The organism is Brevundimonas phoenicis, from assembly GCF_047237745.1.
Classification (GTDB): Bacteria; Pseudomonadota; Alphaproteobacteria; order Caulobacterales; family Caulobacteraceae; genus Brevundimonas.
Genome location: NZ_JBDFLN010000001.1, coordinates 934,359 through 958,156, shown reverse-complemented (window position 1 = coordinate 958,156; position 23,798 = coordinate 934,359). Strand labels below are relative to the sequence as shown.

Below are 23,798 nucleotides of genomic sequence, written 5' to 3'. Positions count from 1 at the left end.
AATTATGTGTCAGCACGCACGAAAAAAGGGCGAGCCTCGCGGCCCGCCCCTCCTTCATTCAGCCTGTCCGGAAGATCAGACGGTCGGCACGCTTGTCGTCGGCGCGGCGGCCGGTTCCGACGACTTGACCGTCTCGACCTCGACGCCGTCCGACACCGGCGTCACCGGCACCGAGACCGAAGGCTTGGCGACCGTGTCGTTTTCGTCGTCGCGTTTGGGCGGCTGGTCGTTCTCCAGCAGATCCTTGATCTCGTCGCCCGACAGGGTCTCGTACTCCAGCAGGGCCTGGGACAGCTTCTCGTGGTCCCCGGCCTTGTCGATCAGGATGCGGCGCGCCTCTTCCCAGCCTTCGGTGACGATGCGGCGGACCTCTTCGTCGATGATCCGGGCCGTCTCTTCCGAGACGTTCTGGCTGCGCGACACCGAGTGGCCCAGGAAGACCTCCTCCTGGTTCTCGCCATAAGCCACCGTGCCCAGCTTTTCGGAGAAGCCCCAGCGCGTGACCATGGCCCGCGCCAGCTTGGTCGCTTGTTCGATGTCCGAGCTGGCGCCCGAGGTGATGCTCTCCGGGCCGAAGATCAACTCTTCGGCGACGCGGCCGCCGGCCATGATGGCGATGCGGTCGATCATCTGCTGGAACTTCATGGAATAGCGGTCGCCTTCCGGCAACTGCATCACCATGCCCAGGGCGCGGCCGCGCGGGACGATGGTCGCCTTGTGCACCGGGTCGGCCATCTTGACGTTGATGGCGACGATGGCGTGACCCGCCTCGTGATAGGCGGTCAGGCGGCGTTCTTCCTCGTTCATGGCCATGGACTTCCGTTCGGAGCCCATCATGACCTTGTCCTTGGCGTCCTCGAAGTCGCGGTGCGTGACCATGCGACGGTCCTTGCGGGCCGCCATCAGGGCCGCCTCATTGACCAGGTTCGCCAGGTCCGCGCCCGAGAAGCCCGGCGTGCCGCGCGCCAGAGTCTTGACGTTCACATCGGCGGCCAGGGGCACGTCCTTCATGTGGACGCGCAGGATGCGCTCGCGGCCCGAAACGTCGGGGTTCGGCACCACGACCTGACGGTCGAAGCGGCCCGGACGCAGCAAGGCCGGGTCCAGCACGTCGGGACGGTTGGTCGCGGCGATCAGGATGATGTTCTCGGACGCCTCGAAGCCGTCCATCTCGACCAGCAGCTGGTTCAGCGTCTGCTCGCGCTCGTCGTTGCCGCCGCCCAGGCCGGCGCCGCGGTGACGGCCCACGGCGTCGATCTCATCGATGAAGATGATGCAAGGGGCATTTTTCTTCGCCTGCTCGAACATGTCGCGCACGCGGCTGGCGCCGACGCCGACGAACATCTCGACAAAGTCCGAACCCGAGATCGAGAAGAAGGGCACGCCCGCCTCGCCCGCCACCGCGCGCGCCAGCAGGGTCTTGCCCGTACCCGGAGGGCCGACCAGAAGCGCGCCCTTGGGGATCTTGCCGCCCAGACGCTGGAACTTGGCCGGATCCTTCAGGAAGTCGACGACCTCCTGCAGCTCGTCCTTGGCTTCGTCCACGCCGGCGACATCGTCAAAGGTCTTGCGGCCCTTGTGCTCGGTCAGCAGCTTGGCCTTGGACTTGCCGAAGCCCATGGCGCCCTTCGCCCCGCCCTGCATGCGGTTCATGATGAACAGCCAGAAGCCGATGATCAGCGCCACCGGCAGCAGCAGGCCCAGCAGGCCCGACCACCACGGCTGACGCGTGCTCTTGGTTTCGACCTCGACGCCCGACTTGCGGATCTGCTCGACCAGCTCGGCGTTCGGCACCGGCGTCACGGCGGTGAATTTGCTGTCGTTCTTGAAGACGCCGGTGATCGTCTCGCCGCGCGCGACGATCGATTTGATCTCCTGACGCTCCACAGCCGTCATCAGCTGGGAATAGGTGATGGGTTCGGGGCGGCCGGCGGCGGCCGCGCCCTTGGCGCCCGGCATGGCGGGGGCGCCGCCGTTCTGGCTGATCGCGGCGTAGACCGTCACCAGTCCCAGAAGGATCACGCCCCAGATGGCGAAATTGCGCAGGTTCATTCGGTCCTCGGTTCCTCGACGGGGCCGCGCTCGGCCCGTCGATCAGCAGTCTTCGTCTGAAAATAGGTCAGACGGCGGCGTTTCGCCATGAAGGGTTTGAAAGAGTCCGTCTTCCTGCGTCGTTTCGCCCCCGAAAGCCGCCAAAGCGAGCGCCAGGCGACGCAGCCCCAGCGCCCTTACATCCGCCCCGCGCCAGGCCAGCACCGCCCGCCCCTCGGGGTCGATCAGAATCGGTGCGGCGGCCCGCGCGGCGGGCGGAAGCGGCGCCAGAGCCGCGCGATCCCGCTCCGACAACTGCGCCAGCCGTCCAGCCGCCGCTGCGACGCGCAGACCCGGCTGTTCGGTCTTGATCTCGAAACGCCCGTCCCAGACGGCCGGCCGCCCCGGCGTCAGGGCCAGAGAGGCAAGCGGACGACGCTTCCACTCGCCCGGTTCGCGCATCGCCTGAACGCGCTCGCCTGACGCCTCGACGCGAGCGCCGGACAGGACCGCGGTGAAGTCTTCCCCCGCCGCCAGCCGCGCGTGAAGAGCCGCCAGCCTGTCTCCGCGCGGCGGCGTCGCGCCTCCGCCTGCGCACAACAAGACGGCGGCCAGCGTCGAGGCGGGCAGATCACGCGACAAAGACAGAACCCCTGCCCAAGCCTGATCGCCCGGCTCATGGGCCGCGCTCGCATAAGCAACAGTCGCCGATAACGCAGCAGGGACTTCTGCCTGCGCCAGCGCCGCCCGCGCCCTGCCCCGCCCGTAGCGCAGGTCCGCGTTGGCGGGGTCTTCCAGCCATGTCAGGCCGCGCGCGCGCAAATGATCCCGCAGCGCCACACGCCCCTCGCCCAGCACAGGCCGCAATAGCAACAGCCCGCGCCCTTCCGGCCAGGCAGGCGACGGCGACGCCTCGCGCAGGCGGCCCAGCGTCGCGCCGTCCGCCCGCATCCAGTCGCCCTCGGCGACATCGTCAACGGTGTGGCCGATCAGGATGACGCGCGCGCCTGCTTCCCTCGCCGCCTCGGCCAGCAGGGCGTGGCGCGCCGCTCGCGCCCGCGCAGGGGCGCCGGGCCCGCCGCGCGCGCCCTCCCACACAAGCCCCCGCCAGTCAGCGCCCGCCGCGCGCGCGGCTTCGGCGGCGAAACGGGTCCAGCCCGCGCTGTCGGGGTGGAGATTGTGGTCGACCGTCAAGGCCAGCAATCGCCGCCCCCTCGCCTTCGCCCATTCGGCGGCGACGTCTAGCAAGGCCATGGAATCGCCCCCGCCCGATAAAGCTAGGGCGACCGGCTCAGGCCCGGTGTGGTTCAGGCGTGCGTCCAGCCGGGCCCAAATCCGCCGAAGCAGATCCCGGCCGGCCAGGTCGCCCATCAGCTGCAGCTGACGCGCGTCCGCAGCTGGGTCGCGCGGGTCTTCTGCGCCGCCGTGGCCGCCTCGGCGTAGCGGCGGCCGAACTCGGTCAGAGCGCCGCAGGCCTGGGTCGCGCGGTCGGTGGCGCGCAGGGCCTCGGCCAGCTTCAGCGTCGTCTCGGGCGCCCACGGCGTGCGCGGCCAGCCGTTCAGGGCGGCGGCGTAGGCCTGAACGGCCGAGGCGTTGTCGCGCGAGGCGACGTGCAGGTCGCCCAGACGACTGTTAGCCTCGCGCGCCTGGGGCGTGTTCGGCCAGGTGACGATGACGGTCTCCAGCGCGCGTCCGCCACGCGCCGCGTCCTCGCCCGCCAGACGCATGGCGGCCTGCAGATCCTGCGCCGCGTCGCCGGTCGGCGAGTGGGCGACGATCGGGCCGTTCAGTTCAGCGGCTTCCTCGGCGGCCTTTTCGGCGCGCTCGACGCGACCTTCCAGATCGCGCAGGCGGCGGCTCATCTGCGTATTTTCGCGCGTGACCTCGTCCAGTTGGAAGGTCAGACGCTCGCTGTCGGCGTTCATGCGCTGGAAGGTCTGCTCCACGTCGCTGAGGCGGCGCTCCATGATCGAGACCTGGCCTTGCAGGGCTACGACCTCGGGGTCCGTCTCGACCAGCACCGGCTCGCCGGCCGCGTTGCGCTGGGTCAGGGCGCGCTCCAGACGGCGGACGTTGCGGTCCAACTGGTCCAGGCGGCGCTTGTCCCACTGGATCGGCTCCATCGGCTGGACCTGGGCGACAACCGCGCCCCCGATCAGGGTCAGGCCGATCACCGTCAGCACGGCGGGTTTGGTGAGGCGGAATGGCGTCTTCAGCATGGTCCTGTCGTCCCATCGATTTGCGGCGACGGCAAGGCCCCGATCAATGTCCGAGGCCCAGATAGATGATGGAGACGATGAACAGCGTCGCCGCGATCTCGCAGAAGATCAGCAGCGCCACCGTCCGCCACAGGGTCGAAAAGACCTTCAGGCTGTAGGCGCCCTTCAACTGGGCGAACATGTGCACCGGCACGATCAGGGCCGCGATGGTTCCCGCCGCCGCGCCCGCCCCCTTCAGCGTCGTCGCGACCAGCACCACAGCCATCAGCAACAGCGACATGAAGGTCAGGGAATAGAGGACGAAGACCCCGTGATCGTACAGGGTGAAGCCCCGCTTCCACAGGAACAGCAGGGCCACGAAGGGAATCGACAAAGGCACCAGCAGGAAGGCGAATTTGTAGATGGTCTGCTGCAACTTATAGAGCGCCAGGTCCGGGTTCTTCAGCTTCTTGGCGACGGCCTTGGTCAGGCCGTTGGTCTGCCCGCTCTCGCCCGCGCTTGCGGCGATGTCCGCCACCTGCGCCTGCCAGCTGCCCGAGGCCAGACCGTCCTTGCGGCCCTCGATCGCGTCTTTCTGCAGGCGTTCCAGCTTGGCCTTTTCAGCGATGATGCCAGCCTCGGCCCCGGCCAGAACGCCGGCGGCGGCGCCGGCCCGCGCGCCGCTGTTGAACGCCGGCGGCGAACCGTCCGACGTCTCCATCGCCGTCGCAGCCGCATCGACTTCCTTGCGGGCGGCGGCCGCGACCTGCTCCGCTTCGGCTATCGCCTCCTTCTGGGCCTCGATCTGCTGCGGCAGGGACGGCAGCGTCACCGCCTGATGCGGCATGAAGCTGAGAGCGAAGAACATGACGAACAGGGTGAACAGAAACATCGCCAGCGGCGAGACGTAGCGCGTACGCTTGCCCTGGGCCCATTCGCGCGTCAGCCGCCCTGGATTGAGGATCAGCAGAGGAAGGGTCCGCCACAACCGCCCGTCGAAATGCATGACCCCGTGCAGAATCTCTTCGCCCAGGTGCAGCAGGGTGCGGTGAACATGAGCCGCCTGGCCGCAGTTGGAGCAGAAGTTGCCCGTGACCTCGGCCCCGCAGTCGGCGCACGCGCCATGAGGCGCGCCCGCATGGCCGGTCGGCTTCTCGATCGCTCCGGCGATGACGCCCGCCGTCACCGCCCCGCCCGCCGCTTCCAGATCCATGCCGTCCCTCCCCAGGATTCGCGGCGGACTTTGACCGCGTGAAGGCGCAAAGAAAAGAGGCGCCGGCTTGCGCCGACGCCTCTATCCGTCTGTTTTTTTTCGCCGTGCGGCCTAGCGCGGCGCGCCCGACACGATGGCGGTGCGGCCGTTACGGTTCTGGGCCCAGGCCGACTCGTTCGAGCCCTCGGCGATCGGGCGTTCCTTGCCGAAGCTGATGGTGTCGATGCGGGCGGCCGGAACGCCGCGGCTGATCAGGTAGGAGCGCACGGCCTCGGCGCGGCGGGCGCCCAGGGCCAGGTTGTATTCGCGCGTGCCGCGTTCGTCGGCGTTGCCTTCGATGCGGACCGTGACCTGCGGATAGCGGGCCAGCCAGGCGGCCTGGGCGTCCAGACGCGGCTGGGCCTCGGAACGGACCGAATAGGAGTCCAGGTCGAAGTAGATACGGTCGCCGACGTTGACGACGAAGTCCTGCTCCGAGCCGGGAGCCGGAGCGCCGACGTTGCCGCCGCTAACGGGGCCGGTCGGGGCGGTCGGATACTGCGGGCCGACGGCCGGCGGCGGCGTTTCGACCGGCACGGCCGGCTCGACCTTGGGCTTGGTGCAGGCGGCCAGCGAGGCCATGGCGACGCCGACAGCGGCGAGCCGGATCAGGGTGGAGGTGTTCATGGATCGTCTCCTTCTCATTCGGTTCGAGGCCGACGCCTCTAGCTTGACTGTATGCGAGCGCTGCTAACGCGCGGCGCAGCGCCGCGCCAGACGCGATAACGCACAGTTTATGGGAATGGCTCCGCTCGTGATCTCACGAAGCCGTAAGCCCGTCAGGCCGGGCAGGAATCCGGCCCCTGGCCGACGCCCAGGTTGACCGGCGGGGCGTCCAGCAGACCCGACCAGGCCGGGTCCGAACCGCGTCCGTCATACCCCGCTTGCGACACCACCCGGCCCGACAGGTCGACGGTCCACAGACGGGTGTCGCCGCCGGGGCTCTGACGCGCGAAGGCGATGTAGCGGCCGTTCGGCGCCCACGACGGACCTTCCTCGAAATAGGAGGACGACAAGATGCGTTCGCCCGTGCCGTCGGACTTCATCACGCCGATGTGGAAGCGGCCGCCCTGCTGCTTGGTGAAGGCCACCAGGTCGCCGCGCGGGCTCCAGGCCGGGGCGGTGTAGCTGCCGCCGCCGCGGCTGATCGGGCGCTGGCCCGAGCCGTCCGCCCGCATGGTGTAGAGCCGCGCCGAGCCCGAGCGGTCCGAGGTGAAGACGATCTGATTGCCGTCGGGGCTGAACGACGGCGAGGTGTCGATCCCGGGGTCCGTCGTCAGGCGCGACAGTTGGCGGCTGCGCAGGTTCATCACATAGACGTCGGTGTTGCCGCCCCGGATGATCGAAAAGGCCATCTTCGACCCGTCGTTCGAGAAGCGCGGCGCCAGCACCTGGCCGTCGAACTCGCCCAGGCTTTCGCGGCGACCGGTCGACAGGTTGTACAGGTAGATGCGGCTGTAGTCCTTGCCCAGCGCCACATAGGTCACTTCATCGGGGTTCGAAGCCGAGAAGCGCGGCGACATGATCACCTCGTCGCCCTGGGTCAGGAAGACGGGGTTGTAGCCGTCCTGGTCGACGATGGTCAGGCGCGACAGCTTGTTCAACTGGGTGCCGCTTTCCGAAACGAACAGCACACGGGAATCGAAGAAGCCCGCCTCGCCGGTCAGGCGCTGATAGACCACGTCCGAAATCTTGTGGGCGATCCGGCGCCACTGCTCAGAGGTGGCGGTGAACTGATAGGAGACCAGCTGGCACTGGCGATAGGGGTCGTACAGGCGGAAGCCCACGTCGATCCGCCCGTCCGCGCGCGGCGTCACCCCGCCGTACAGTACCGCCTGGGCGCCGATGGAGGTCCACTGCGGGAAGTTCGGAGCGTTGGCCAGGGTCAGGCCCGTCTCCACGAAGCTGGCCGGGTTCAGCGGATCGAAGAAGCCGGATCGCTTCAGGTTGCCGCTGATGACGCCCGAGATCTGCGACCCGTTCTGGCCGGTGAAGGGCACGACGGCGATCTGGAGAGGACGCAGCACGCCTTCGTCCACCACCACATCCTGCATCGGCGCCCCGACGGCGGGGGCGGATTGCGCCTGGACAGACCCGCCCAGCGCCAGGGGCGCGGTCATCGCAAGCACGGCGGCCGAGGCGAGAAGGCGGTTCAGGCGCATGGGTCGATCCTTCGGGTCGTTACGGTCAGGCTGGCCGCCCCTCTTTAGCATCAGCGCGGCGGATGATCGCCAGCTTCACGGGGATTTGGGCGACTTTGGGGTGATAGGCGATTTACGTCCTAACGGTTCCCGCATTGACGCTTGGTTTCAAAGCGGAAGGGCACTTCCTGCGCCTGGAAGCCGTCAGGCACGGTGAAGGGCGAGGTCGCCCGCAGCGCACGCAACATGGCCTCGGACGCCGCGCGCCAGGTCGGGTCGTTCTGGGTGTCCTGTAGGCGCGGCGTGCCGATGATCTGGCCGTCGGCGCTCAACCGCACCGTCACGCGGATCACCAGGTCGTCCATGCCCGGCATGTCGCAGTTCAGGTTCCAGTTCGGCGTCACCTGGGCGCCCAGGGCGGCCAGCTGCGGCCCGGTCGCGCGCGGCGCGGAGCCCGCGCCCTGCTGGCCCGGCGCCGGACGGCCCCGGTTCTGGGTCGGGCGCGGCGGACCGGCCAGGGCGTCAAGGTCCAGTCCGGGCGTCGGACGCGCGCGCGGCGGCGTGGCGGGGGCCTTCTTCTCGGGCGGCGTCGGCGTGGGCCGGGGCGACGGCGTCGGCGCCTTCTTCTCAGGCGGCGTCGGGGTCGGACGCGGCGTGGGCGTGGGGCGCGGCGTCGGGGCCTTCTTCTCGGGCGGGCTCGGGGTCGGGCGCGGCGCGGGCGGCGTCGGGCGCGGTTGCGGCGCCGGCGGCGTGGGCTCAGGCGGAGTCGGCTCGGGCGGCGCCTCGACGGGGGCCGTCTCGCCATCCTCCAGAGAAGGTTCTTCCTGCGGATTGTCGGCAGGCGCTGCGGCGATCTCGATGTCAGAGACGATCGACACCGGCACGGAGTTCACCAGCGGCTTCGGCTCGTCCTTCGACGACCAGGACACGAAGGCGAGCGCCACCACCCCCGCGTGCAGGGCGATGGATCCGAGGATGGCGGGGCTGGGGCGGCGCAAGGTCCGTCAGCCCTCCGTCGGCTCGTCGGCGGCGGTGTCGGTGATCAGGTTCAGCTTGGTGAAGCCCGAGGCCGACAGACGCGCCATCACGCGCGCCACGGCCTGATAGGGGGCGCGGCCGTCGGCGCGGATGAAGATGGCCTTTTCGCGCGCCTTCTCGCCGCCCTCTTCAGCCACGCGCAGGGCCAGCTGTTCCCAGCGGACCTCGCCCTCGCCGATGAAGATGACGCCGTTCTGGTCGATGCTGACCGTGACCGGCTTGTCGGTCGTCTCGACCGCGCTGGCCTCGGTCTTGGGCAGTTCGACCGGGACGCCGACCGTCAGCAGGGGCGCCGAGATCATGAAGATGATCAGCAGCACCAGCATGACGTCCACCAGCGGCGTGACGTTGATCTCGCTCAGCGGCCGCTTGCGCGCGCGGCGACGGCCGCGGCCGCCGCTGGAGCCTCCTGCACCACCCATGGCCATGGATCAGGCGCTCCGGCGCAGGTTCAGGTCGGACGGCGGCGGCGGGGGCGGCGGTGGGGTCGCCGGCGCGCCCAGACGCCGCGCGATGGCCGATTGCAGGTCGTCGGCGAAGGCCTCCAGACGGCCCGTGAACTTGCCCGCCGACACCGAGAAGGCGTTGAAGGCGATATAGGCCGGGATGGCCGCCGCCAGGCCGATGGCCGTGGCGAACAGGGCCTCGGCGATGGCCGGGGCCACCGTCGTCAGATTGGTGTTGCCCGCCGCCGCGATGCTGTCGAAGGCGTTCATGATGCCCCACACCGTGCCGAACAGGCCGATGAAGGGCGAGGCCGTGGCGACCACCGACAGCACGCCCAGGCCGTTCTCGACCTTCTGGCTCTCGCGGGCGATGACCGAATCCAGCGCGCGGTCGATGCGGGCGATCAGCATGGAGCCTTGCGTGTCCGTCATGGCGCCGCGCGTGCGCGCCTCGCGCCAGTCCTGCAGCGTCAGCACCAGCATGCGCGGCAGGGGATCGACGGGCTGCGGCCCCGCCTGGGCGGCGACCTCCTCCAGCGAGCGGCCGCTCTCGACCTGCTTCTCGAACTCGGTCGCGCGGGCGTTCATGCGCGAGAAGCGCACCGCCTTGTCGATGATGATGGTCCAGGACCAGACCGAGGCCGCGGCCAGGCCGATCATCACCGTCTTAACCACCCAGTCGGCGGTCATGAACAGCTCGATGGGATTCAGCAGGGAGGCGTCGGCGGGCGGAGTCATGCTTGGTCCTTGGCGGAAAGTCCGTTCATCTGCCTTTTGCACCGGGCGGACATGGCGGTTTCATGGCGGCGGGTCTAACGGGCGTCGCGCCCGGCGTCACGAGGGCGCCCGCTGACAACCTCGTTATTGCGAAGCTTCACCGGAGAGCCAGGGCGTCACCAGCTCGACCAGCCGCTTCGTCGGACGGCGCGGACGCCCGTCCAGATGGATGCAGACGGCCGTCACATCGGCCCGGCACAATACGTCGCCGTCGCGCTCGACCGTCTGGCGGATGATCAGGCGCGGCCCCTTGATCGCTTCATAGCGGGTGCGCACCACCAGGGCGTCGTCGATCCGCGCGGGCTTCAGGTATTTGATCGCCAGGTCCGACACCACGAAGGCCAGCGGCTCGTCCTGCTCCAACAGGTCGACATGCCCCACCCCCGCCAGACGCAGGAAGTCCGACCGACCCCGCTCGAAATAGCGGACGTAGTTGGCGTGATAGACCAGGCCGGTGAAGTCCGTGTCCTCGTAATAGACCCGCACGGGCAACAGATGATCGCGGCCGTCGAAGCGGCCGGCGCTGGGTTGGTCGATCATGGTTCAGCTCTTGCCGGAAGCAGCGACGGGCGCCGGGGCGTCGAAGCCCGGACAATAGCGCGATTTCAACGTCGCGAACTCGCCGGTCAACGGATCATTGCTCATCAGGATGCGGTTGGGCCGCGAAACAAAGGCCACCGCCTCCCGGCTGCCCTTCAATCCGGCATAGCCGCAGGCGGCGCGGCCGCGCCCCGACTCGACATGGCGCACTTCGGCCTGCGGTCCCATCTGCTCGCGCACCTGATCAAGGGCGCGTTCGGCCGGGGTCGTCTGCCTCGGTCCGAAATGCGCGCCCTGCATCAGGGCGTAGACGCTGAAACCGCCCAGCACGACGACCGCCGCGCCGAGCACGACGATCATCCGGTTCATCCTGCGGGGATGGGCCAAGGCCGCCTCCTTCTGGGAAATCGAAGGATGACCGGCTTTGCCGTCGAGGTGAAGCCCTCTTGCGAAAGAGTCGCGCTACTTTCCGAACAGGTCGGGCGGCGGCGAGGGCGGCGCTTGCGGCGCCTCCAGGCCCAGATGCTCATAGGCGCGGGCACAGGCCATGCGGCCGCGCGGGGTGCGCTGGATGAAACCTTGCTGCAGCAGATAGGGCTCGATCACGTCCTCGACCGCGTCTCGCGCTTCGGCGATGGCGGCGGCCAGTGTGTCCATGCCGACCGGTCCGCCGCCGTAGTTCTCGATCAGGGCCTTGAGGAAGCGGCGGTCCAGACTGTCCAGCCCGGCTTCGTCCACTTCCAGCCGCGCCAGCGCCCGCGCCGCCGCCAGCCGGTCGATGGGGCCGCCTTCAGCATCAGCGAAGTCCCGCACGCGCCGCAGCAGGCGCCCGGCGATGCGCGGCGTGCCCCGCGCCCGGCGCGCGATCTCCATGGCCCCGTCCTCGGTGATGGCCGCACCCATCTTGCGCGCCGCGCCGCGGATCACCGCCGTCAGCTCTTCGGGCGTATAGAACTCCAGCCGCAGCGGAATGCCGAAGCGGTCCCTCAGCGGCGTGGCCAGCAGCCCCGCCCGCGTCGTCGCCCCGACCAGGGTGAAGGGCGCCAGGTCGATGCGCACGCTGCGCGCCGACGGGCCTTCGCCGATGATCAGGTCCAGCACATGGTCCTCCATCGCCGGATAGAGGATCTCCTCCACCTGGGGGGCCATGCGGTGGATCTCGTCGATGAACAGGACGTCGCGCGGTTCGAGGTTGGTCAGGATAGCCGCCAGATCGCCCGCCTTGGCCAGGATGGGGCCGGAAGTGGCGCGGAAGCCCACGCCCAGTTCGCGGGCCACGATCTGCGCCAGGGTCGTCTTGCCCAGACCGGGGGGGCCGAACAGCAGGACGTGGTCCAGCGCCTCAGAGCGGGCGCGGGCGGCGTCGATGAAGACCTTCAGATTGCCCTTGGCCGCCGACTGGCCGACGAACTCGGACAGGGTCTGGGGCCGCAGGGCGCGGTCGTACTGCTCGCCGGGCGCGGGGGCTGGCGAGATGATGCGGTCGTCGGTCATGCAGCGCCCCTCATCGTCCCAGCTCCTGCAGGGCCGTGCGGATGACCAGCGGCAGTTCGGCGTCCTCGCCCAGCTTGATCAGGGCGTGATCGACGGCGCGACGGGCGTTGACCTCGGCGATGCCCAGGCCCAGCAGGGCGGCGACCGCCTCGCCGGTGACGCTGGGCGGCGGCGGGGCGACGGCGGTTTCGGCGTGGACGCCCGGCGCGGTCGGAGCGAAGACGCCCTCGCTCAGGCTCTTGCCCTTCAGTTCGGTGACGATGCGCAGGGCCAGCTTCGGGCCCACGCCGTTGGCGCGGCCCACGGCGGCCTTGTCCTCGCGCGCGACGGCGGCGGCCAGTTCGGCGGGCGGCAGCACGTCCAGCACGCCCAGCGCCGCCTTCGGCCCCACCCCCTGAATGGTCAGCATCAGGTTGAAGACCTTGCGCTCGTCGCGGCTGAGGAAGCCGTAGAGGCGCGGCCCCTGATCCTGGCTCCACTGGCTCTGGATGAACAGCAGGGTCTCGTCGCCCGGGGCCGGCAGGCGGCCCAGCGTCCGCGCCCCGCACGTCGCCACATAGCCCACGCCGCCGCAGTCGATCAGGCACTCCGCCTCGCCGACCTCGGCCAGGATTCCGCGCAGGCGACCGATCATGCCGCGCCTCGTACCGCGACCGCCTTGAACCGGCGGTGATGCGCGTGGGTGACGGCCACGGCCAGGGCGTCGGCGGCGTCGGCCTTCATATCGCCCGAGGCGGGCAGGAGACGTTTGACCATGAAGGCGATCTGGCTCTTGTCCGCTTGCCCGGCCCCCACCACCGCCTTCTTGATCAGGGTCGGGGCGTATTCGGCGACGCTGAGACCCGCCCGCGCCGGAGCCAGCATGACCGCCGCCCGCGCATGGCCCAGCTTCAGCGTCGAGGCCGGATTGACGTTGACGAAGACTTCCTCGATCGCCGCCTCGTCGCAGTCATAGGCGGCGCAGACCTCGCCCACCTGCTCCAGCAGATGCAGCAGCCGTTCGGAGAAGGGCGCCTTTTCATCGGGTGCGACGACGCCGTGCGCGATCCAGCGCAGGCGGCTGCCCTCGCTTTCGATGACGCCCCAGCCGGTGCGGCGCAGGCCGGGGTCCAGCCCCAAGATCCGAGTCGTTTCGTTCGCCATCCGTTCCTATTGCCCCAAAGAGGGTTAGCGAACAATGACCGGGCGCTCAGTCGTTGGCTCAGTCATCCCTCGGCATGACGGAAAAGCCGGCCAGACCCGCCTGGTCGGCCAGGACGCGGGACAGGGCGTCGACCTTCAGCGGCATGGGGCCGCGCGCCTTGACGTGCTGTTCGTGGATCTGGCCGTCGGGGCTGACGACATGGCCGATGCGCGTGGGGCTGAGGCCGTTCTCGGCCAACAGGGCGCGCAGCGCCTTTTCTTCCGGCGCCGCGCCGCGCGTCCAGCGCAGGGTGACGTCCAGCACGCCGACGTGCGGCAGGCGCGCGTCGAGGAAGCGCAGAATGGCCAGCACCAGCAGGGTCGCCCCCGCCGCGATCAGCCCCAGCTTCCACAGGCCTACGCCGAACATCACCCCGATGGCCGAGGTGGTCCACAGCGACGCCGCCGTGGTCAGGCCGTGCACCGAGAACCGCTCGCGGAAGATCACCCCGGCGCACAGGAAGCCGATGCCGGTCAGTATGCCGTGCGCCATCCGCGTCGGGTCGATCACCAGCCGCTGCTCGGGCAGGGCGACGAAGCCCCAGCTGGCCTGATGCATGGCCGCCAGCATCAGGACGCAGGAGGTCATGCAGACCAGGATGTGGGTGCGGAACCCCGCGGGGTGGCCGTGATAGGTCCGCTCGATGCCGATCAGCCCGCCCGCCACCATGGCCGAGGCCACCGGCGCCAGCAGGCTCAGTTCCTCGACGCCCCAATGCGTCACGCCCCAGTCGATCGCCATGATCCAAACGCTCCCAACGACCGCGCAGGTTGGACCTCCGCGCAGGCCTCGGCAAGTCGTCAGTCGTCGCGCGGATTCAGCACGTAGCCGCAGACCGAAGGCAGGGCCGACAGTCGCCCCGCCAGGGTCTTGAGCGCCGTCTCGCCCTCGGCGTGGACGCGCCAGCTGCGGCGCACCACCGCGCCGTCGTCGATCAGTTCGAAACGGTCGGGCGCGGGCTTCGGATCGATCGCGCGCAGGGCGGCCTCGACCTCGGCCTCGGGCGAGGGGCCGTCACGACGCCAGCACACCTCCACGTCGGTCAGGGTGCGGTCCGGCAGCCGCGCGCTGACCAGCCGCAGCGCGACCAGGATCAGGCCCGTGATCACCGTCCCAGCCGCGCCCAGGGCGAACAGCCCGGCCCCGAACAGCAGGCCGATGGCCGAGGTGATCCACAGCGAGGCCGCCGTCGTCAGGCCGTGGATGGAGAAGCCGGTGCGGAAGATCACCCCGGCGCACAGGAAGCCGATTCCCGTCAGCACCCCGTGGGCCATGCGGGTGGGGTCGGTGACGATGTTTTCGTCCGGCAGCGCGCGGAAAGCCCAGTCGGCCTGGGTCATGGCCGCCAGCATCAGCAGGCAGGACGCCAGGCTGACCAGGATGTGGGTGCGGAACCCCGCCGGTCGGCCGCGCCACTCGCGCTCGAAGCCGATCATCCCGCCGGCGATCAGGGCGCCGGCGATGGGCAGGACGACGGTTTCCAGCCAGGCGGCGTCAGCCATGTTTCTCGACGTAGGCTTCGGGGTCTTTGTTGACCGGCTTCACCCCGGTGATGTGGCGGGCCTGGAAGGCGGCGAAGCGCACGCCCAGATCGTGCCGAGTCTGCAGGTCGGCGTTCCGGCGGAAATCGGTCAGCCCCTGCCGCTCCTCCTCGCCCATGTGCTTGGAGTTGACGACGTTGGCGGCGCCGACCGCGTCGAACCAGGCGCGGCTGCCGACCGTGTGGCCGGCCACGGCCTTGACCGCATCGCGCAGCTTGTTGTGATCCTCGATGGCGTCCTCGGTCTCGCCCTGGACCGTGCCGTCCTCGGCGTCGTTGGCGCCTTCGCCCAGCTTCAGCAGTTCGGGATAGAAATGCCGTTCCTCGGCCTCGGCGTGGGCGTCCAAAAAGGCCGACAGCCGTCCCCAGACCGCCTCCAGCGCCTCGACATTGTCCGCGCTGATCTGCTCGATCAGCGAGAACAGCCTGCGCTGTTCGGCATGATCGTCCAGAATCAGCTGGGTGATGTCCATAGTGCGGGCTCCTCGCAGCAAGGCTTGCGCCTTAAGAAGCCTTCGGACTCAGGTCCGGTTCCTGAACCCTCGACGCCGCTCCCGCAGGGGAAGGGCGCCGGGGTCAGGATCATTGCGTACGGATCAGCCCGCGAACTTGGCTGCGTCTTCGTCCGAGATGTTCTCGTTCGAATAGACCTGCTGCACGTCGTCTTCGCCGTCCAGCGCGTCCAGCAGCTTGAACAGGACGCCGACCGAATCGCCCGTCAGGTCGATTTCCGACTGCGGCTTCCAGACGATGGCGGTCGACTTGGGATCGCCCAGCACCTTGGACATGGCCTCGGCCACGTCGTTCAGGTCTTCGAAGGCGGTCCAGATGGTGTGGCCCGGCGCGTCCTCATAGATGTCGGGCTTGACCAGGTCGCTCTCGACGTCGGCGGCGCCGGCCTCGATGGCGGCCTCCATCACGGCGTCTTCAGTGCCCGCTTCGGCCGGATAGTGGATCTTGCCGACCCGGTCCCACATGAAGGTGACCGAGCCGCTCTCGCCCAGGGCGCCGCCGTTCTTGGCGAAGGCCGAGCGCACGCCCGACGCCGCGCGGTTGCGGTTGTCGGTCAGGACTTCGACGATGACCTGGACGCCGCCGGGGCCGCGGCCCTCGTAGCGGATTTCCTCCATCGCATCGACTTCGCCGCCCGAGGCCTTCTTGATGGCGCGCTCGATGTTGTCCTTCGGCATCGATTCGGCCTTGGCGTTGTTCACCGCCAGACGCAGCCGGGGGTTCATCGCCGGGTCGGGCATCCCCGACTTGGCCGCCACGGTGATTTCCCGTGATAGGCGCGAAAAGAGCTTTGAGCGGACCGCGTCTGCGCGGCCCTTGCGGTGCATGATGTTCTTGAATTTGGAATGGCCGGCCATGGAGTCGCTCGCCAGATGTCGAATATGCTGAGGGGCGCCCTTTACTGGATGGCGCTTCCTCTGTCACGAGAGGGGAACCGCCCGAACGCGCCGGGGATTATGCGCAGGCATGAATTGGAGACGCCGATGGCCGCCGCCGACGACACCTATCTGGACGAAGCCTATGACGAGGGCATCGATCACGCCCACGCCGGCGAGATCGTTCAGTGGTACGCCAAGCGGCCCGTCACGGTGTCGACCGCGGCGGCCACAAGCTCGCTGGTCGGCGCCTTTGCGCTGGGCGTGCTGACCACCATCGGCGCCCTGGCCGTGCTGCGTCTCTACGACCGGGACTAGGCCTCCCCTAGCCCGCCATCAGAGCCTCGACCTCAGCGCGGTCGCCAAGCGACGGCTGCGCCCCCGGCCGGGTCGCCGCCAGCGCCCCGGCGGCGCAGGCGAAGTGAAGCGCGGCGTCCGGCTCCATGCCTTCCAGCAGGGCCACGGCGATCGCCCCGACGAAGGCGTCGCCCGCCCCCACCGCGTCCACGGCCGTGATGCGCGGCGGCGTGGCCCAGGCCATCGCCACTCCGCGCCGATACATGACCGCTCCGCGCGCGCCCTTGGTCACGACCACCAGCCCGCCGCCGACGTGCAGGGCGTCGCCGTAGAAGGCGGCCTCCGTCTCATTGACCACCAGCAGGTCGGCGCGGCGCAGCAGGGCCTCCGACACCGGCGCGGCGGGCGCCAGGTTCACGCAGACGAAATCCGTAGCGCGGCCGACCGCCGCCTCCACCGTCTCGATCGGCAGCTCCAACTGGGCGATCAGCGGCGTCTCGATCCGGGCGGGCAGTTGCTCAGGCGTCACGAAGTGGTTGGCTCCGGCGGCCACGGTGATCTGGTTCTCGCCCGTCGGATCGACGGTGATCAGGGCCACGCCGGTCGGCGCCGCGAGGTCCGTCTCCACCCCCGACAGGTCAACGCCGTGGGCCAGCATCAGGGCCACGGCCGCGCCCGACATCTCATCATCGCCGACCCGGCCGATCAGCGAGACTTCGGCGCCTAGCCGACGCGCCGCCAGAGCCTGATTGGCGCCCTTGCCGCCGGGATGGCGCGACAAGGTCGCCCCCGTCACCGTCTCGCCCGGCGCAGGCAGGGACGGCGCCGCCGCCACAATATCCAGATTGATCGAGCCGACGACGGTGATCCTCATGCGGCTTCTCCCAGCCTCTGCGTGATCAGGGCGAAGATCCCGGCCGCGTCGGCCTTCGTCGCCCAGAAATGGTTGGCCCCGGCCGCCTCGACGCGGAACTCGACCGCCGTGTGGCCTCGGGTCAGGTCGCTGTCCGTCTCCACCGCGATGCGGCAGGGCGTCAGCTCGAACAGGTCCGGCTTCAGCAGCCAGGCGACGGTGCAGGGGTCGTGCAGCGGCCCTGCGTCCCAGCCGACCACCTGCCGCTCCACCCGCTGGGAGAAGCGCAGCATGGCCGCCGCCGTGCGGGCCGAGGCCGTGGGCAGGGCCTCGATCGCCGCGATCCTACCTTCCGTCGCCCGCACCTGATGGGTGGCGTCCAGCCCCATGACGATCATGCGGCAGCCCGAAGCGAAGACCTCGGCCGCCGCGTCCGGGTCGGCCCAGATGTTGAACTCGGCCGAGGCGGTGATGTTGCCGCCTTCCGAGCGCGCGCCGCCCATGACCACGACCGGCCCCAGATGCGCCGCCAGCGCCGGCTCGGCCCGCATGGCCAGCGCCAGATTGGTCATCGGCCCCATGACGGCCAGCGCCACGGCCCCTGCAGGCCGCGCCATCACCAGCCGCACGAGCGCCTCAGCCGCCGTTCCCTCGGCCACAGGCGCGGCGGGCTCGAAGGGGGTCAGATCGCCCAACCCCTCAGGCCCGTGAAACTCGCCCGCCCCGGCCGGATCGCGGCGCAGGGGGCGGTCGGCGCCTGCGAACACGGGCGCGTCCTCGCGCCCGGCGATCTGGCGCAGGATGCGAGCGTTGCGCACGGTCTTGGCGGCGCTGACATTGCCCCCGACCGTGGTCACGGCCAGCAGGTCGAGGTCAGGCGAGGCGAAGGCGGTCAGCAGCCCCGTGGCGTCATCCACGCCGGGGTCGCAATCAATGATCAGGCTCTGTTTCACCGATCCGGTGTGCCGCCTGCCGCCGCCTGAATCAATCGCCCTTTACACGACTCAATCCTCGCCGACCATCGAGGTCCAGGGATCGACGCGGCCCGCCTCGACCTCGGCGACCTTGACCGCGGGCCAGCCGATATTGCTGTTTGCCGAGGTCCGCCAGGCAGCCGACACGAAGTCGCGCAGTTCCGAAGCCCCGGCCGCCAGACGCTCATTGACGAAGACGGCGCCGCGCGGATCCGTGTCCTTGAACGCGCCCGCCTTCTCCATCCGATAAAAGGGGATGACGGTCGTCAGGGTGGCGTTCAGATGCGAGGCCGTGCGGGCGCGCAGGTCGAAGCCTTCGACGTTCATGGGCGCCATGGCCGCCTCGACCGCATCCAGACGCAGGGTCCGGCTGGTGAAGGCGCCCTCGAAATCCCCGTGAGTGCGGCGCGACTTGGTGAAGCCCTCGGGATTGGTCTCGCCCGCCCAGCCGTTGAAGTGGATGGTCGTGTGGTGCGGCTGGGACGCATCGCCGACGAAGTGGCTCAGCACCCCGATGTCGCGCAGGATCAACTGCTCGCGGCGTTCGCGGTCGGCGCGATACCAGGCCTGCTTGGCCAGGTCCGGCTCGCGCGCTTCGGCGGCGGTCAGCACGCGCCAATAGGCGAAGTCGCGCTCCAGATTCTGCCAGGCGTCCATGATGGCGTAGGGCAGGTAGCCCGCCTTATCCACGTCCAGACCGGCGCGGATCAGGGCGGCGTCATATTCCGACTTCAGGCGCGGCAGGTCGGCCATCGTCATGCCGCGCCCGTCCATCACCCGGCCCTGATCGTCCATGTCGACGAAGTGGGCGGTGTCGCGTTCACGGTCGTGCGGCTGGCCCGCGCCCTTCCAGCGATCCGGCTCGCGCGAATATTCGCCGACGTCAGACGCGGCCCCGGCCGTGCGCAGGAAGGCGGGCAGATCGCCCGGCAGGGCCCGCATGGCCGCCACGCCGATCACCCGGTGGCCCGAACTGCCCCAGGCCTCGACCTGAACGGCGGGCGCCGCGACCAGCATCAAGGCGGCGGCGGAAATCATCAGGCGTTTGACTTGTCGGTTCATGAGACGGCGCCGTGGGAAATTTCAGAAGGGGAAACGACGGCTTATCCCATTCCCGCGCCGGCCTCCACCCGCCGATCACGCCAGCTGCAACACCGATCACGCCGTCGTTATCTTGGCGCCGCGGCCAGCTTTTCTTGCCAATAAAGTGTTAGCGCGCACGATCAAGATGTTAACGGCGAAGAGACGCGCACCAGTATAGAACTTAAATTCGACCAATACTGATATCATATAGTCGCGATAGTCTGAGACAGATGCGCGATAGACTGGCCCCATTTGCGCCTTATCCACTACCGATACAGCGACTGATCTTATTCGCCGCAATTGCGCCGTAATTCGTCGTCAGAAACCGCCCTGCCGGAGCGTGTCGGGACCGGTGCTGCATGAAGTTTGATCGATGTTGAGCACGGCCGCCGCGCTTGCCATGTTGTGGACCATGGCCTTCTCCGGGTCCGGAGAGCCTGTCCCTTACGAAACGGCCGTCGCCCGCGACGCCGCAATCGTAGAAGCCGCCGCGACGGCCCCCGGTTCCATCGATTCCGCCGAAACGGCGGACCTGTCGGCTGAACAGCTCGAGCTGATGGCCGGCGATCCCGACTGGCGCGCCTCGGCCCGCCTCTATCACGCCGGCGGCGGCGGAGCGACCGGCAACGATTCCCTGGGCTGCCGCCCGATTCCGATGCGCACGGTCGCGGTCGACCCGCGCGTCATCCCGCGCCGCACCAAGCTGTTCATCCGCGAGACGGTCGGCCTGCGCATGAACGACGGCACGGTGCACGACGGCTACTGGTACGCCTCCGACACCGGCGGCGCGATCAAGGGCGCCAAGATCGACCTCTACACCGGCCACGGCCGCGCCTCGATGCGCCCGGCCATGAGCCTGAACATGAAGACCCTGACCATCGCCGACGCGGGCGATTTCGACGGCTGCCCCCCGGCGTGGGAAACGGCCTCGAACTGAGGCTTTTCAGCCTGACGACAAAAAGGGCGGCCGGATCGAACCGGCCGCCCTTTTTCGTTAGGCCTCGGCCCGTCTTCAGAACTTCCGCTTGCCGCTGACCGTCTCGAAGAACAGGCGGAAGTCGCCCATCAGGCTCCACAGCGGATATTTAAACGTCGCGGGCCGGTTCTTCTCGAAGAAGAAATGCCCCACCCAGGCGAAGCCGTAGCCGACCAGCGGCATGGCCAGCAGCCACCAGGGGTTCAGGGTGAAGCAGAAGGCCAGAAAGGCCGCGATCACCAGCCCGGTCCCGACCACATGGATGCGGCGGCACGTCCGGTTGGAGTGCTCATGGATGTAATAGGGATAGAAGGCCTCGAACGAGGCGTACCGCCCTTGGGGTTGCTCGATGCTCATGACCCCAGCCTGCCCCCGGATCGCGCCGGGGGCAAGTCAGGGATCAGAGGTCAATCGAAACGCTTGCCGGCCTTCTTCGGCCCCTTGGCGAAGGGCTTGGCGCCGCCCTTGAAGTCCGGCTTGCCCTTGAAGCCCGCCTTGGGCGTGAAGGGCTTCTTGTCGCCCTTGTCCTTGAAGCCGGGCTTCTTGTTGAAACCGCCCTCGCCCGGCGCCGCATCCGTACGGGGGGCATAGGGCTTCTTCTTGAAGGGACGTTCACCGTCCGCGCTGCGGCTCGCGTCGCCGTCCGGGCTCCACGGCTTCTTCTTGAACGGCGGGCGGCCCTGACCGTCCTCGTCGCGGCGGAAGGGCTTCTTGGCGTAGGGGCGGGCCTCGCCGTCGCGCTCGAAGTTACGGTTGCGCGCGCCCTTCATCGAACCGGGCGTCGGCGCCTCGGACGGGGTGATGCGGGCCTCTTCCTTGCTCTGGGCCGCCGCCGCGCGGAAGGCATCGGCGTGGCTCAGGGCGATCTCGAAGCGCGTCTCTTCGGGGAAGGTGCGGATCGAGCCGATCTGCTGCTTGGTCACGCCGCCGATGCGGCAGATCAGCGGGATCAGCCATTTGGGATCGGCGTTGCGGTTGCGGCCGATGTCCAGACGGAACCAGGTGACTTCGTCCGGCTGCAGCCGGTCGCCCGGCCACGGCGCGGGGGCGTAGGCGTCGTCGCCCGCCGCATCGCGATCCTTGCGCGGCTTGCGCTGCGGGCCCTCGCCCGGATCCGTCAGGTCTTCCGGCGCCGGCAGGTTCTTGCGCAGCAGCACCAGCAGGGCGCGGGCCAGATCGTCCGGCGTGCGCTCCTTGACCAGCTTTTCGACCAGACCCGCGTCCTCGTCCGCGCCTTCCTCGGCGAAGACGGGGGCGGCCAGCAGGCGCTGCTCGTCCTGGGCGCGGATTTCATCGGCGGTCGGGGCGCCGGACCAGACGGCCTCGACCCCGGCCGAGCCCAGCAGCATCTCGGCCTTGCGGCGACGGCTGTGCGGGACCAGCAGGACCGAGATCCCCTTCTTGCCCGCGCGGCCAGTGCGGCCCGAACGGTGCAGCATGGTCGCCTTGTTGATCGGCAGTTCGGCGTGGATCACCAAGCCCAGGTCGGGCAGGTCCAGACCGCGCGCGGCCACGTCGGTGGCGACGCAGACGCGGGCGCGGCGATCGCGCAGCGCCTGCAGCGCCTCATTACGCTCGCGCTGGCCCATCTCGCCGGACAGGGCGACCGAGGCGAAACCGCGCTCGACCAGCGAGGCCTGCAGGTGACGCACCGAATCCCGCGTCGAGCAGAAGACCAGCACCCCCGGCGCCTCGAAATAGCGCAGCACGTTGACCACGGCGCGCTCGATCTCGTTCGGCGCGATCCGCATGGCGCGGTATTCGATGTCGTTGTGCGGCTGGCTGCGGTCGACAGTGTCGATGCGCACCGCGTCCTTCTGATAGCGCTTGGCCATGATCGCGATGTCGCGGGCGATGGTGGCCGAGAACAGCAGGGTGCGGCGCTCTTCGGGCGCCTGATCGAGGATGTATTCCAGATCCTCGCGGAAGCCCATGTCCAGCATTTCGTCGGCTTCATCCAGCACGACGACGCGAGCGGCCGACAGGTCCAGCGCCCCGCGATCGATATGGTCCTTCAGACGGCCCGGCGTGCCGACGACGACGTGGGCGCCGTAGTTCAGGGCGCGGGCTTCCTTGCGGGCGTCCATGCCGCCGACGCAGGTGACGATCTTGGCGCCCGCCTCGGCGTACAGCCATTCCAGCTCAGCCGCGACCTGCAGCGCCAGTTCGCGCGTCGGGGCGATGGCCAGCATCAGCGGCGTATCCGGCTGGCCGAACCGTTCGTCTTCGCCCAGCAGGGTCGGCGCCGCCGCCAGACCGAAGGCCACCGTCTTGCCCGATCCGGTCTGGGCGGAGACCAGCAGGTCCGCCTCGCCATGGCCTTCCAGGACAGCGGCCTGAACCGGCGTCGGTTCAAGGTAGCCCTTGTTCAGCAGGGCGCGGTCAAGCGCGGGATGGATCGCGGGAAAGGGCATGAAAGGCCTGGAGTTCAGATGCTGGTAAGCAGATGTAGGGCGACCGTCAAACGGCCGCGCCCGGCGAGGCGTCGCAGCCTGCCGGGCGTCGGGGAAGGCGCTCCCTATACACGAATAAGGGCCGAGGTGGGGCCGAATCGTACAAAATCGACCGCCGTTCACCACGTCCATTGACCGGGCGTTGACCACGCAGGCGCGATGCTGGCTGGGTTCAGACATCCGTCCGCCGAAGGATCATCCATGATCTCGCCGCTCAGCACCGCCGCCGCCGGGATGCAGGCCGCCTCGGCCCGGCTGGAGGACAGCGCCCGCCGCGTCGCCTCGGGCCGCATGGACGACTACGCCGTCGAGGCGGTCGAGCAGATCCGCGCCAAGAGCGAGTTCTCGGCCAACGCCGCCGTCGCCCGAACAGCGGATGAGATGACGGGAACCCTGCTGGATATTCTGGTCTAGGCTCTAGCCGTTACCCCGCCTTTTCCGGCAGGTGGAAGAAGTCGACGAACCGCGCGAACGTCGCCCGATCGCCCTCGATCGTCATCGCCCCCTCGCCTTCCAGCGCCTCCAGCGGAACCTTGCCGTAGACGGCGGCGGCCACGACCTGGGCCGAGGCGCGCACCACGACGTCGCAGCCCTCGACCTCACCGCGCACGGCGTCGATGGCGCCGCTCGCCACGCTTACGACCATCCGGTCCTCGCCCAGAACAAAGCCCAGCCGCATCTCGGCGCCCTGCGCGCGGGCGGGATCGAACATGGTCTTGAACGACTGCATGATGGAGACGGCGCTGATCGGCAGGGTCGGGTCGTGCTGGGGCGAGCGTGCGGCCCAGCGGCCCAGCACCATGAAGACCGGCTCGATCTCATAGCCCCAGTCGGTCAGCTCATAGACCTGGACCGAGGCGGGCGGCGGCAGCTTGCGGCGCCGGACCACGCCCGAGGCCTCCAGCCCCTCCAGCCGCTGGGTCAGCACATTGGCGGACAGGCCGCACAGGTCTTTTCGCAGGTCGCTGAAACGCCGCGGCCCCATCATGAGTTCTCTGATGACCAGCAAGGCCCACCGCTCGCCCACCAGGTCCAGCCCATGCGCCGCCCCGCAGGCGTCGTGATAGCGCCGGGATCGGGATTCGGACTTAGTAGTTACTTTTTCTAACTTCATGGTTGACTAACATAACATCA

The 23,798-nt window shown here is 69.1% G+C and carries 27 protein-coding genes; 3 read left to right on the top strand and 24 right to left on the bottom strand.

Translation table 11 applies throughout. The features are described 5' to 3' along the window. Positions 1-75 precede the first annotated feature (75 nt). The 18 genes from ftsH to ABC419_RS04615 all read right to left on the bottom strand — a co-directional run bounded on the left by ftsH (position 76) and on the right by ABC419_RS04615 (position 16,010). Positions 76-2,052 (bottom strand): ATP-dependent zinc metalloprotease FtsH, encoded by a 1,977-nt coding sequence (gene ftsH / locus ABC419_RS04700; RefSeq protein WP_412876193.1) that lies wholly within the window; start codon positions 2,050-2,052, stop codon positions 76-78. A 42-nt stretch (positions 2,053-2,094) separates the two neighbouring features. Then, positions 2,095-3,402: a PP-loop family protein gene (locus ABC419_RS04695; protein ID WP_412878067.1), complete on the bottom strand. Its 1,308-nt coding sequence runs from the start codon at positions 3,400-3,402 to the stop codon at positions 2,095-2,097. Further along, complete coding sequence (locus tag ABC419_RS04690) at positions 3,402-4,250, bottom strand: tol-pal system YbgF family protein (protein WP_412876195.1); 849 nt, start codon at positions 4,248-4,250, stop codon at positions 3,402-3,404. The genes ABC419_RS04695 and ABC419_RS04690 overlap by 1 nt, the downstream gene beginning before the upstream one ends. Positions 4,251-4,293: 43 nt before the next feature. Next, on the bottom strand, positions 4,294-5,442 hold the full coding sequence (locus ABC419_RS04685) for a DUF3667 domain-containing protein (RefSeq protein ID WP_412876196.1): 1,149 nt from the start codon (positions 5,440-5,442) through the stop codon (positions 4,294-4,296). A 111-nt stretch (positions 5,443-5,553) separates the two neighbouring features. Continuing rightward, positions 5,554-6,108: a peptidoglycan-associated lipoprotein Pal gene (gene pal / locus ABC419_RS04680; protein WP_292060255.1), complete on the bottom strand. Its 555-nt coding sequence runs from the start codon at positions 6,106-6,108 to the stop codon at positions 5,554-5,556. 152 nt (positions 6,109-6,260) lie between these two features. Continuing rightward, entirely contained in the window at positions 6,261-7,643 is a 1,383-nt protein-coding gene (tolB, locus tag ABC419_RS04675) for a Tol-Pal system beta propeller repeat protein TolB (RefSeq protein WP_412876197.1), read from the bottom strand. Positions 7,644-7,762: 119 nt separating this feature from the next. Then, positions 7,763-8,620 (bottom strand): cell envelope integrity protein TolA, encoded by an 858-nt coding sequence (locus ABC419_RS04670; RefSeq protein ID WP_412876198.1) that lies wholly within the window; start codon positions 8,618-8,620, stop codon positions 7,763-7,765. Positions 8,621-8,626: 6 nt separating this feature from the next. Next, the gene (locus tag ABC419_RS04665; RefSeq protein WP_412876199.1) at positions 8,627-9,088 is read right to left on the bottom strand and encodes an ExbD/TolR family protein; all 462 of its coding nucleotides are present in this window, start codon (positions 9,086-9,088) and stop codon (positions 8,627-8,629) included. 3 nt (positions 9,089-9,091) lie between these two features. Continuing rightward, positions 9,092-9,844 (bottom strand): protein TolQ, encoded by a 753-nt coding sequence (tolQ, locus tag ABC419_RS04660; RefSeq protein ID WP_412876200.1) that lies wholly within the window; start codon positions 9,842-9,844, stop codon positions 9,092-9,094. 123 nt (positions 9,845-9,967) lie between these two features. Then, a complete protein-coding gene (gene ybgC, locus ABC419_RS04655) occupies positions 9,968-10,423 on the bottom strand; it encodes a tol-pal system-associated acyl-CoA thioesterase (RefSeq protein ID WP_412876201.1) in 456 nt (151 codons plus the stop codon). A gap of 3 nt (positions 10,424-10,426) precedes the next feature. Beyond that, on the bottom strand, positions 10,427-10,810 hold the full coding sequence (locus ABC419_RS04650) for a hypothetical protein (RefSeq protein ID WP_243637608.1): 384 nt from the start codon (positions 10,808-10,810) through the stop codon (positions 10,427-10,429). A 75-nt stretch (positions 10,811-10,885) separates the two neighbouring features. Continuing rightward, positions 10,886-11,917, bottom strand: a complete 1,032-nt coding sequence (ruvB, locus tag ABC419_RS04645) for a Holliday junction branch migration DNA helicase RuvB (protein WP_368923651.1) — start codon at positions 11,915-11,917, stop codon at positions 10,886-10,888. 10 nt (positions 11,918-11,927) lie between these two features. Then, on the bottom strand, positions 11,928-12,551 hold the full coding sequence (gene ruvA / locus ABC419_RS04640) for a Holliday junction branch migration protein RuvA (protein ID WP_200215631.1): 624 nt from the start codon (positions 12,549-12,551) through the stop codon (positions 11,928-11,930). Continuing rightward, positions 12,548-13,060: a crossover junction endodeoxyribonuclease RuvC gene (gene ruvC, locus ABC419_RS04635; RefSeq protein WP_412876202.1), complete on the bottom strand. Its 513-nt coding sequence runs from the start codon at positions 13,058-13,060 to the stop codon at positions 12,548-12,550. Before ruvC ends, ruvA begins: the two co-directional genes overlap by 4 nt. Positions 13,061-13,118: 58 nt before the next feature. Continuing rightward, the gene (locus ABC419_RS04630; protein ID WP_125900573.1) at positions 13,119-13,841 is read right to left on the bottom strand and encodes an MgtC/SapB family protein; all 723 of its coding nucleotides are present in this window, start codon (positions 13,839-13,841) and stop codon (positions 13,119-13,121) included. A 59-nt stretch (positions 13,842-13,900) separates the two neighbouring features. After that, positions 13,901-14,602: an MgtC/SapB family protein gene (locus ABC419_RS04625; protein WP_128719511.1), complete on the bottom strand. Its 702-nt coding sequence runs from the start codon at positions 14,600-14,602 to the stop codon at positions 13,901-13,903. Beyond that, a complete protein-coding gene (locus ABC419_RS04620; protein ID WP_412876203.1) occupies positions 14,595-15,113 on the bottom strand; it encodes a hemerythrin domain-containing protein in 519 nt (172 codons plus the stop codon). The genes ABC419_RS04625 and ABC419_RS04620 overlap by 8 nt, the downstream gene beginning before the upstream one ends. A gap of 123 nt (positions 15,114-15,236) precedes the next feature. Then, positions 15,237-16,010 carry a YebC/PmpR family DNA-binding transcriptional regulator gene (locus tag ABC419_RS04615; RefSeq protein WP_412876204.1) on the bottom strand — a complete coding sequence of 258 codons (774 nt, stop codon included), beginning with the start codon at positions 16,008-16,010 and terminating at the stop codon, positions 15,237-15,239. Positions 16,011-16,136: 126 nt separating this feature from the next. Here ABC419_RS04615 and ABC419_RS04610 point away from each other — a divergent pair, with 126 nt between their 5' ends. Beyond that, positions 16,137-16,346 carry a hypothetical protein gene (locus ABC419_RS04610; RefSeq protein WP_087140890.1) on the top strand — a complete coding sequence of 70 codons (210 nt, stop codon included), beginning with the start codon at positions 16,137-16,139 and terminating at the stop codon, positions 16,344-16,346. Between the two features lie 7 nt (positions 16,347-16,353). On the opposite strand, the gene ABC419_RS04605 is transcribed toward ABC419_RS04610, so the two are convergent. The 3 genes from ABC419_RS04605 to ABC419_RS04595 are packed head-to-tail and all read right to left on the bottom strand — an operon-like array spanning position 16,354 to position 19,214. Then, entirely contained in the window at positions 16,354-17,199 is an 846-nt protein-coding gene (locus ABC419_RS04605; RefSeq protein WP_076223382.1) for a ribokinase, read from the bottom strand. Beyond that, positions 17,196-18,131: a nucleoside hydrolase gene (locus tag ABC419_RS04600; protein ID WP_412876205.1), complete on the bottom strand. Its 936-nt coding sequence runs from the start codon at positions 18,129-18,131 to the stop codon at positions 17,196-17,198. The genes ABC419_RS04605 and ABC419_RS04600 overlap by 4 nt, the downstream gene beginning before the upstream one ends. Before the next feature lie 51 nt (positions 18,132-18,182). Beyond that, positions 18,183-19,214 (bottom strand): phospholipase C/P1 nuclease family protein, encoded by a 1,032-nt coding sequence (locus tag ABC419_RS04595; protein ID WP_412876206.1) that lies wholly within the window; start codon positions 19,212-19,214, stop codon positions 18,183-18,185. A 394-nt stretch (positions 19,215-19,608) separates the two neighbouring features. Here ABC419_RS04595 and ABC419_RS04590 point away from each other — a divergent pair, with 394 nt between their 5' ends. Continuing rightward, the gene (locus tag ABC419_RS04590) at positions 19,609-20,172 is read left to right on the top strand and encodes a 3D domain-containing protein (RefSeq protein WP_269298861.1); all 564 of its coding nucleotides are present in this window, start codon (positions 19,609-19,611) and stop codon (positions 20,170-20,172) included. 75 nt (positions 20,173-20,247) lie between these two features. On the opposite strand, the gene ABC419_RS04585 is transcribed toward ABC419_RS04590, so the two are convergent. Next, positions 20,248-20,568: an Mpo1-like protein gene (locus ABC419_RS04585; protein WP_024353661.1), complete on the bottom strand. Its 321-nt coding sequence runs from the start codon at positions 20,566-20,568 to the stop codon at positions 20,248-20,250. A 50-nt stretch (positions 20,569-20,618) separates the two neighbouring features. Next, the gene (locus ABC419_RS04580; RefSeq protein WP_412876207.1) at positions 20,619-22,625 is read right to left on the bottom strand and encodes a DEAD/DEAH box helicase; all 2,007 of its coding nucleotides are present in this window, start codon (positions 22,623-22,625) and stop codon (positions 20,619-20,621) included. A 240-nt stretch (positions 22,626-22,865) separates the two neighbouring features. On the opposite strand from ABC419_RS04580, the gene ABC419_RS04575 reads away from it, so the two are divergent. Beyond that, positions 22,866-23,078, top strand: coding sequence for a flagellar hook protein FlgE (locus ABC419_RS04575; protein WP_200167059.1), 213 nt, complete (start codon positions 22,866-22,868; stop codon positions 23,076-23,078). A 10-nt stretch (positions 23,079-23,088) separates the two neighbouring features. Here the strand turns inward: ABC419_RS04575 and ABC419_RS04570 are convergent, their stop codons facing one another. Beyond that, a complete protein-coding gene (locus tag ABC419_RS04570) occupies positions 23,089-23,778 on the bottom strand; it encodes a winged helix-turn-helix transcriptional regulator (RefSeq protein WP_368923670.1) in 690 nt (229 codons plus the stop codon). Between the last annotated feature and the right edge of the window lie 20 nt (positions 23,779-23,798).

What these genes read in the sequence shown, in the direction of transcription:
- ftsH (WP_412876193.1), bottom strand. Translation starts at nt 2,052, where the DNA reads ATGAACCTGCGCAATTTCGCCATCTGGGGCGTGATCCTTCTGGGACTG.
- ABC419_RS04695 (WP_412878067.1), bottom strand. Translation starts at nt 3,402, where the DNA reads ATGGGCGACCTGGCCGGCCGGGATCTGCTTCGGCGGATTTGGGCCCGG.
- ABC419_RS04690 (WP_412876195.1), bottom strand. Translation starts at nt 4,250, where the DNA reads ATGCTGAAGACGCCATTCCGCCTCACCAAACCCGCCGTGCTGACGGTG.
- ABC419_RS04685 (WP_412876196.1), bottom strand. Translation starts at nt 5,442, where the DNA reads ATGGATCTGGAAGCGGCGGGCGGGGCGGTGACGGCGGGCGTCATCGCC.
- pal (WP_292060255.1), bottom strand. Translation starts at nt 6,108, where the DNA reads ATGAACACCTCCACCCTGATCCGGCTCGCCGCTGTCGGCGTCGCCATG.
- tolB (WP_412876197.1), bottom strand. Translation starts at nt 7,643, where the DNA reads ATGCGCCTGAACCGCCTTCTCGCCTCGGCCGCCGTGCTTGCGATGACC.
- ABC419_RS04665 (WP_412876199.1), bottom strand. Translation starts at nt 9,088, where the DNA reads ATGGCCATGGGTGGTGCAGGAGGCTCCAGCGGCGGCCGCGGCCGTCGC.
- tolQ (WP_412876200.1), bottom strand. Translation starts at nt 9,844, where the DNA reads ATGACTCCGCCCGCCGACGCCTCCCTGCTGAATCCCATCGAGCTGTTC.
- ybgC (WP_412876201.1), bottom strand. Translation starts at nt 10,423, where the DNA reads ATGATCGACCAACCCAGCGCCGGCCGCTTCGACGGCCGCGATCATCTG.
- ruvB (WP_368923651.1), bottom strand. Translation starts at nt 11,917, where the DNA reads ATGACCGACGACCGCATCATCTCGCCAGCCCCCGCGCCCGGCGAGCAG.
- ruvA (WP_200215631.1), bottom strand. Translation starts at nt 12,551, where the DNA reads ATGATCGGTCGCCTGCGCGGAATCCTGGCCGAGGTCGGCGAGGCGGAG.
- ruvC (WP_412876202.1), bottom strand. Translation starts at nt 13,060, where the DNA reads ATGGCGAACGAAACGACTCGGATCTTGGGGCTGGACCCCGGCCTGCGC.
- ABC419_RS04630 (WP_125900573.1), bottom strand. Translation starts at nt 13,841, where the DNA reads ATGGCGATCGACTGGGGCGTGACGCATTGGGGCGTCGAGGAACTGAGC.
- ABC419_RS04625 (WP_128719511.1), bottom strand. Translation starts at nt 14,602, where the DNA reads ATGGCTGACGCCGCCTGGCTGGAAACCGTCGTCCTGCCCATCGCCGGC.
- ABC419_RS04620 (WP_412876203.1), bottom strand. Translation starts at nt 15,113, where the DNA reads ATGGACATCACCCAGCTGATTCTGGACGATCATGCCGAACAGCGCAGG.
- ABC419_RS04615 (WP_412876204.1), bottom strand. Translation starts at nt 16,010, where the DNA reads ATGGCCGGCCATTCCAAATTCAAGAACATCATGCACCGCAAGGGCCGC.
- ABC419_RS04610 (WP_087140890.1), top strand. Translation starts at nt 16,137, where the DNA reads ATGGCCGCCGCCGACGACACCTATCTGGACGAAGCCTATGACGAGGGC.
- ABC419_RS04605 (WP_076223382.1), bottom strand. Translation starts at nt 17,199, where the DNA reads ATGAGGATCACCGTCGTCGGCTCGATCAATCTGGATATTGTGGCGGCG.
- ABC419_RS04595 (WP_412876206.1), bottom strand. Translation starts at nt 19,214, where the DNA reads ATGAACCGACAAGTCAAACGCCTGATGATTTCCGCCGCCGCCTTGATG.
- ABC419_RS04590 (WP_269298861.1), top strand. Translation starts at nt 19,609, where the DNA reads ATGTTGAGCACGGCCGCCGCGCTTGCCATGTTGTGGACCATGGCCTTC.
- ABC419_RS04585 (WP_024353661.1), bottom strand. Translation starts at nt 20,568, where the DNA reads ATGAGCATCGAGCAACCCCAAGGGCGGTACGCCTCGTTCGAGGCCTTC.
- ABC419_RS04580 (WP_412876207.1), bottom strand. Translation starts at nt 22,625, where the DNA reads ATGCCCTTTCCCGCGATCCATCCCGCGCTTGACCGCGCCCTGCTGAAC.
- ABC419_RS04575 (WP_200167059.1), top strand. Translation starts at nt 22,866, where the DNA reads ATGATCTCGCCGCTCAGCACCGCCGCCGCCGGGATGCAGGCCGCCTCG.
- ABC419_RS04570 (WP_368923670.1), bottom strand. Translation starts at nt 23,778, where the DNA reads ATGAAGTTAGAAAAAGTAACTACTAAGTCCGAATCCCGATCCCGGCGC.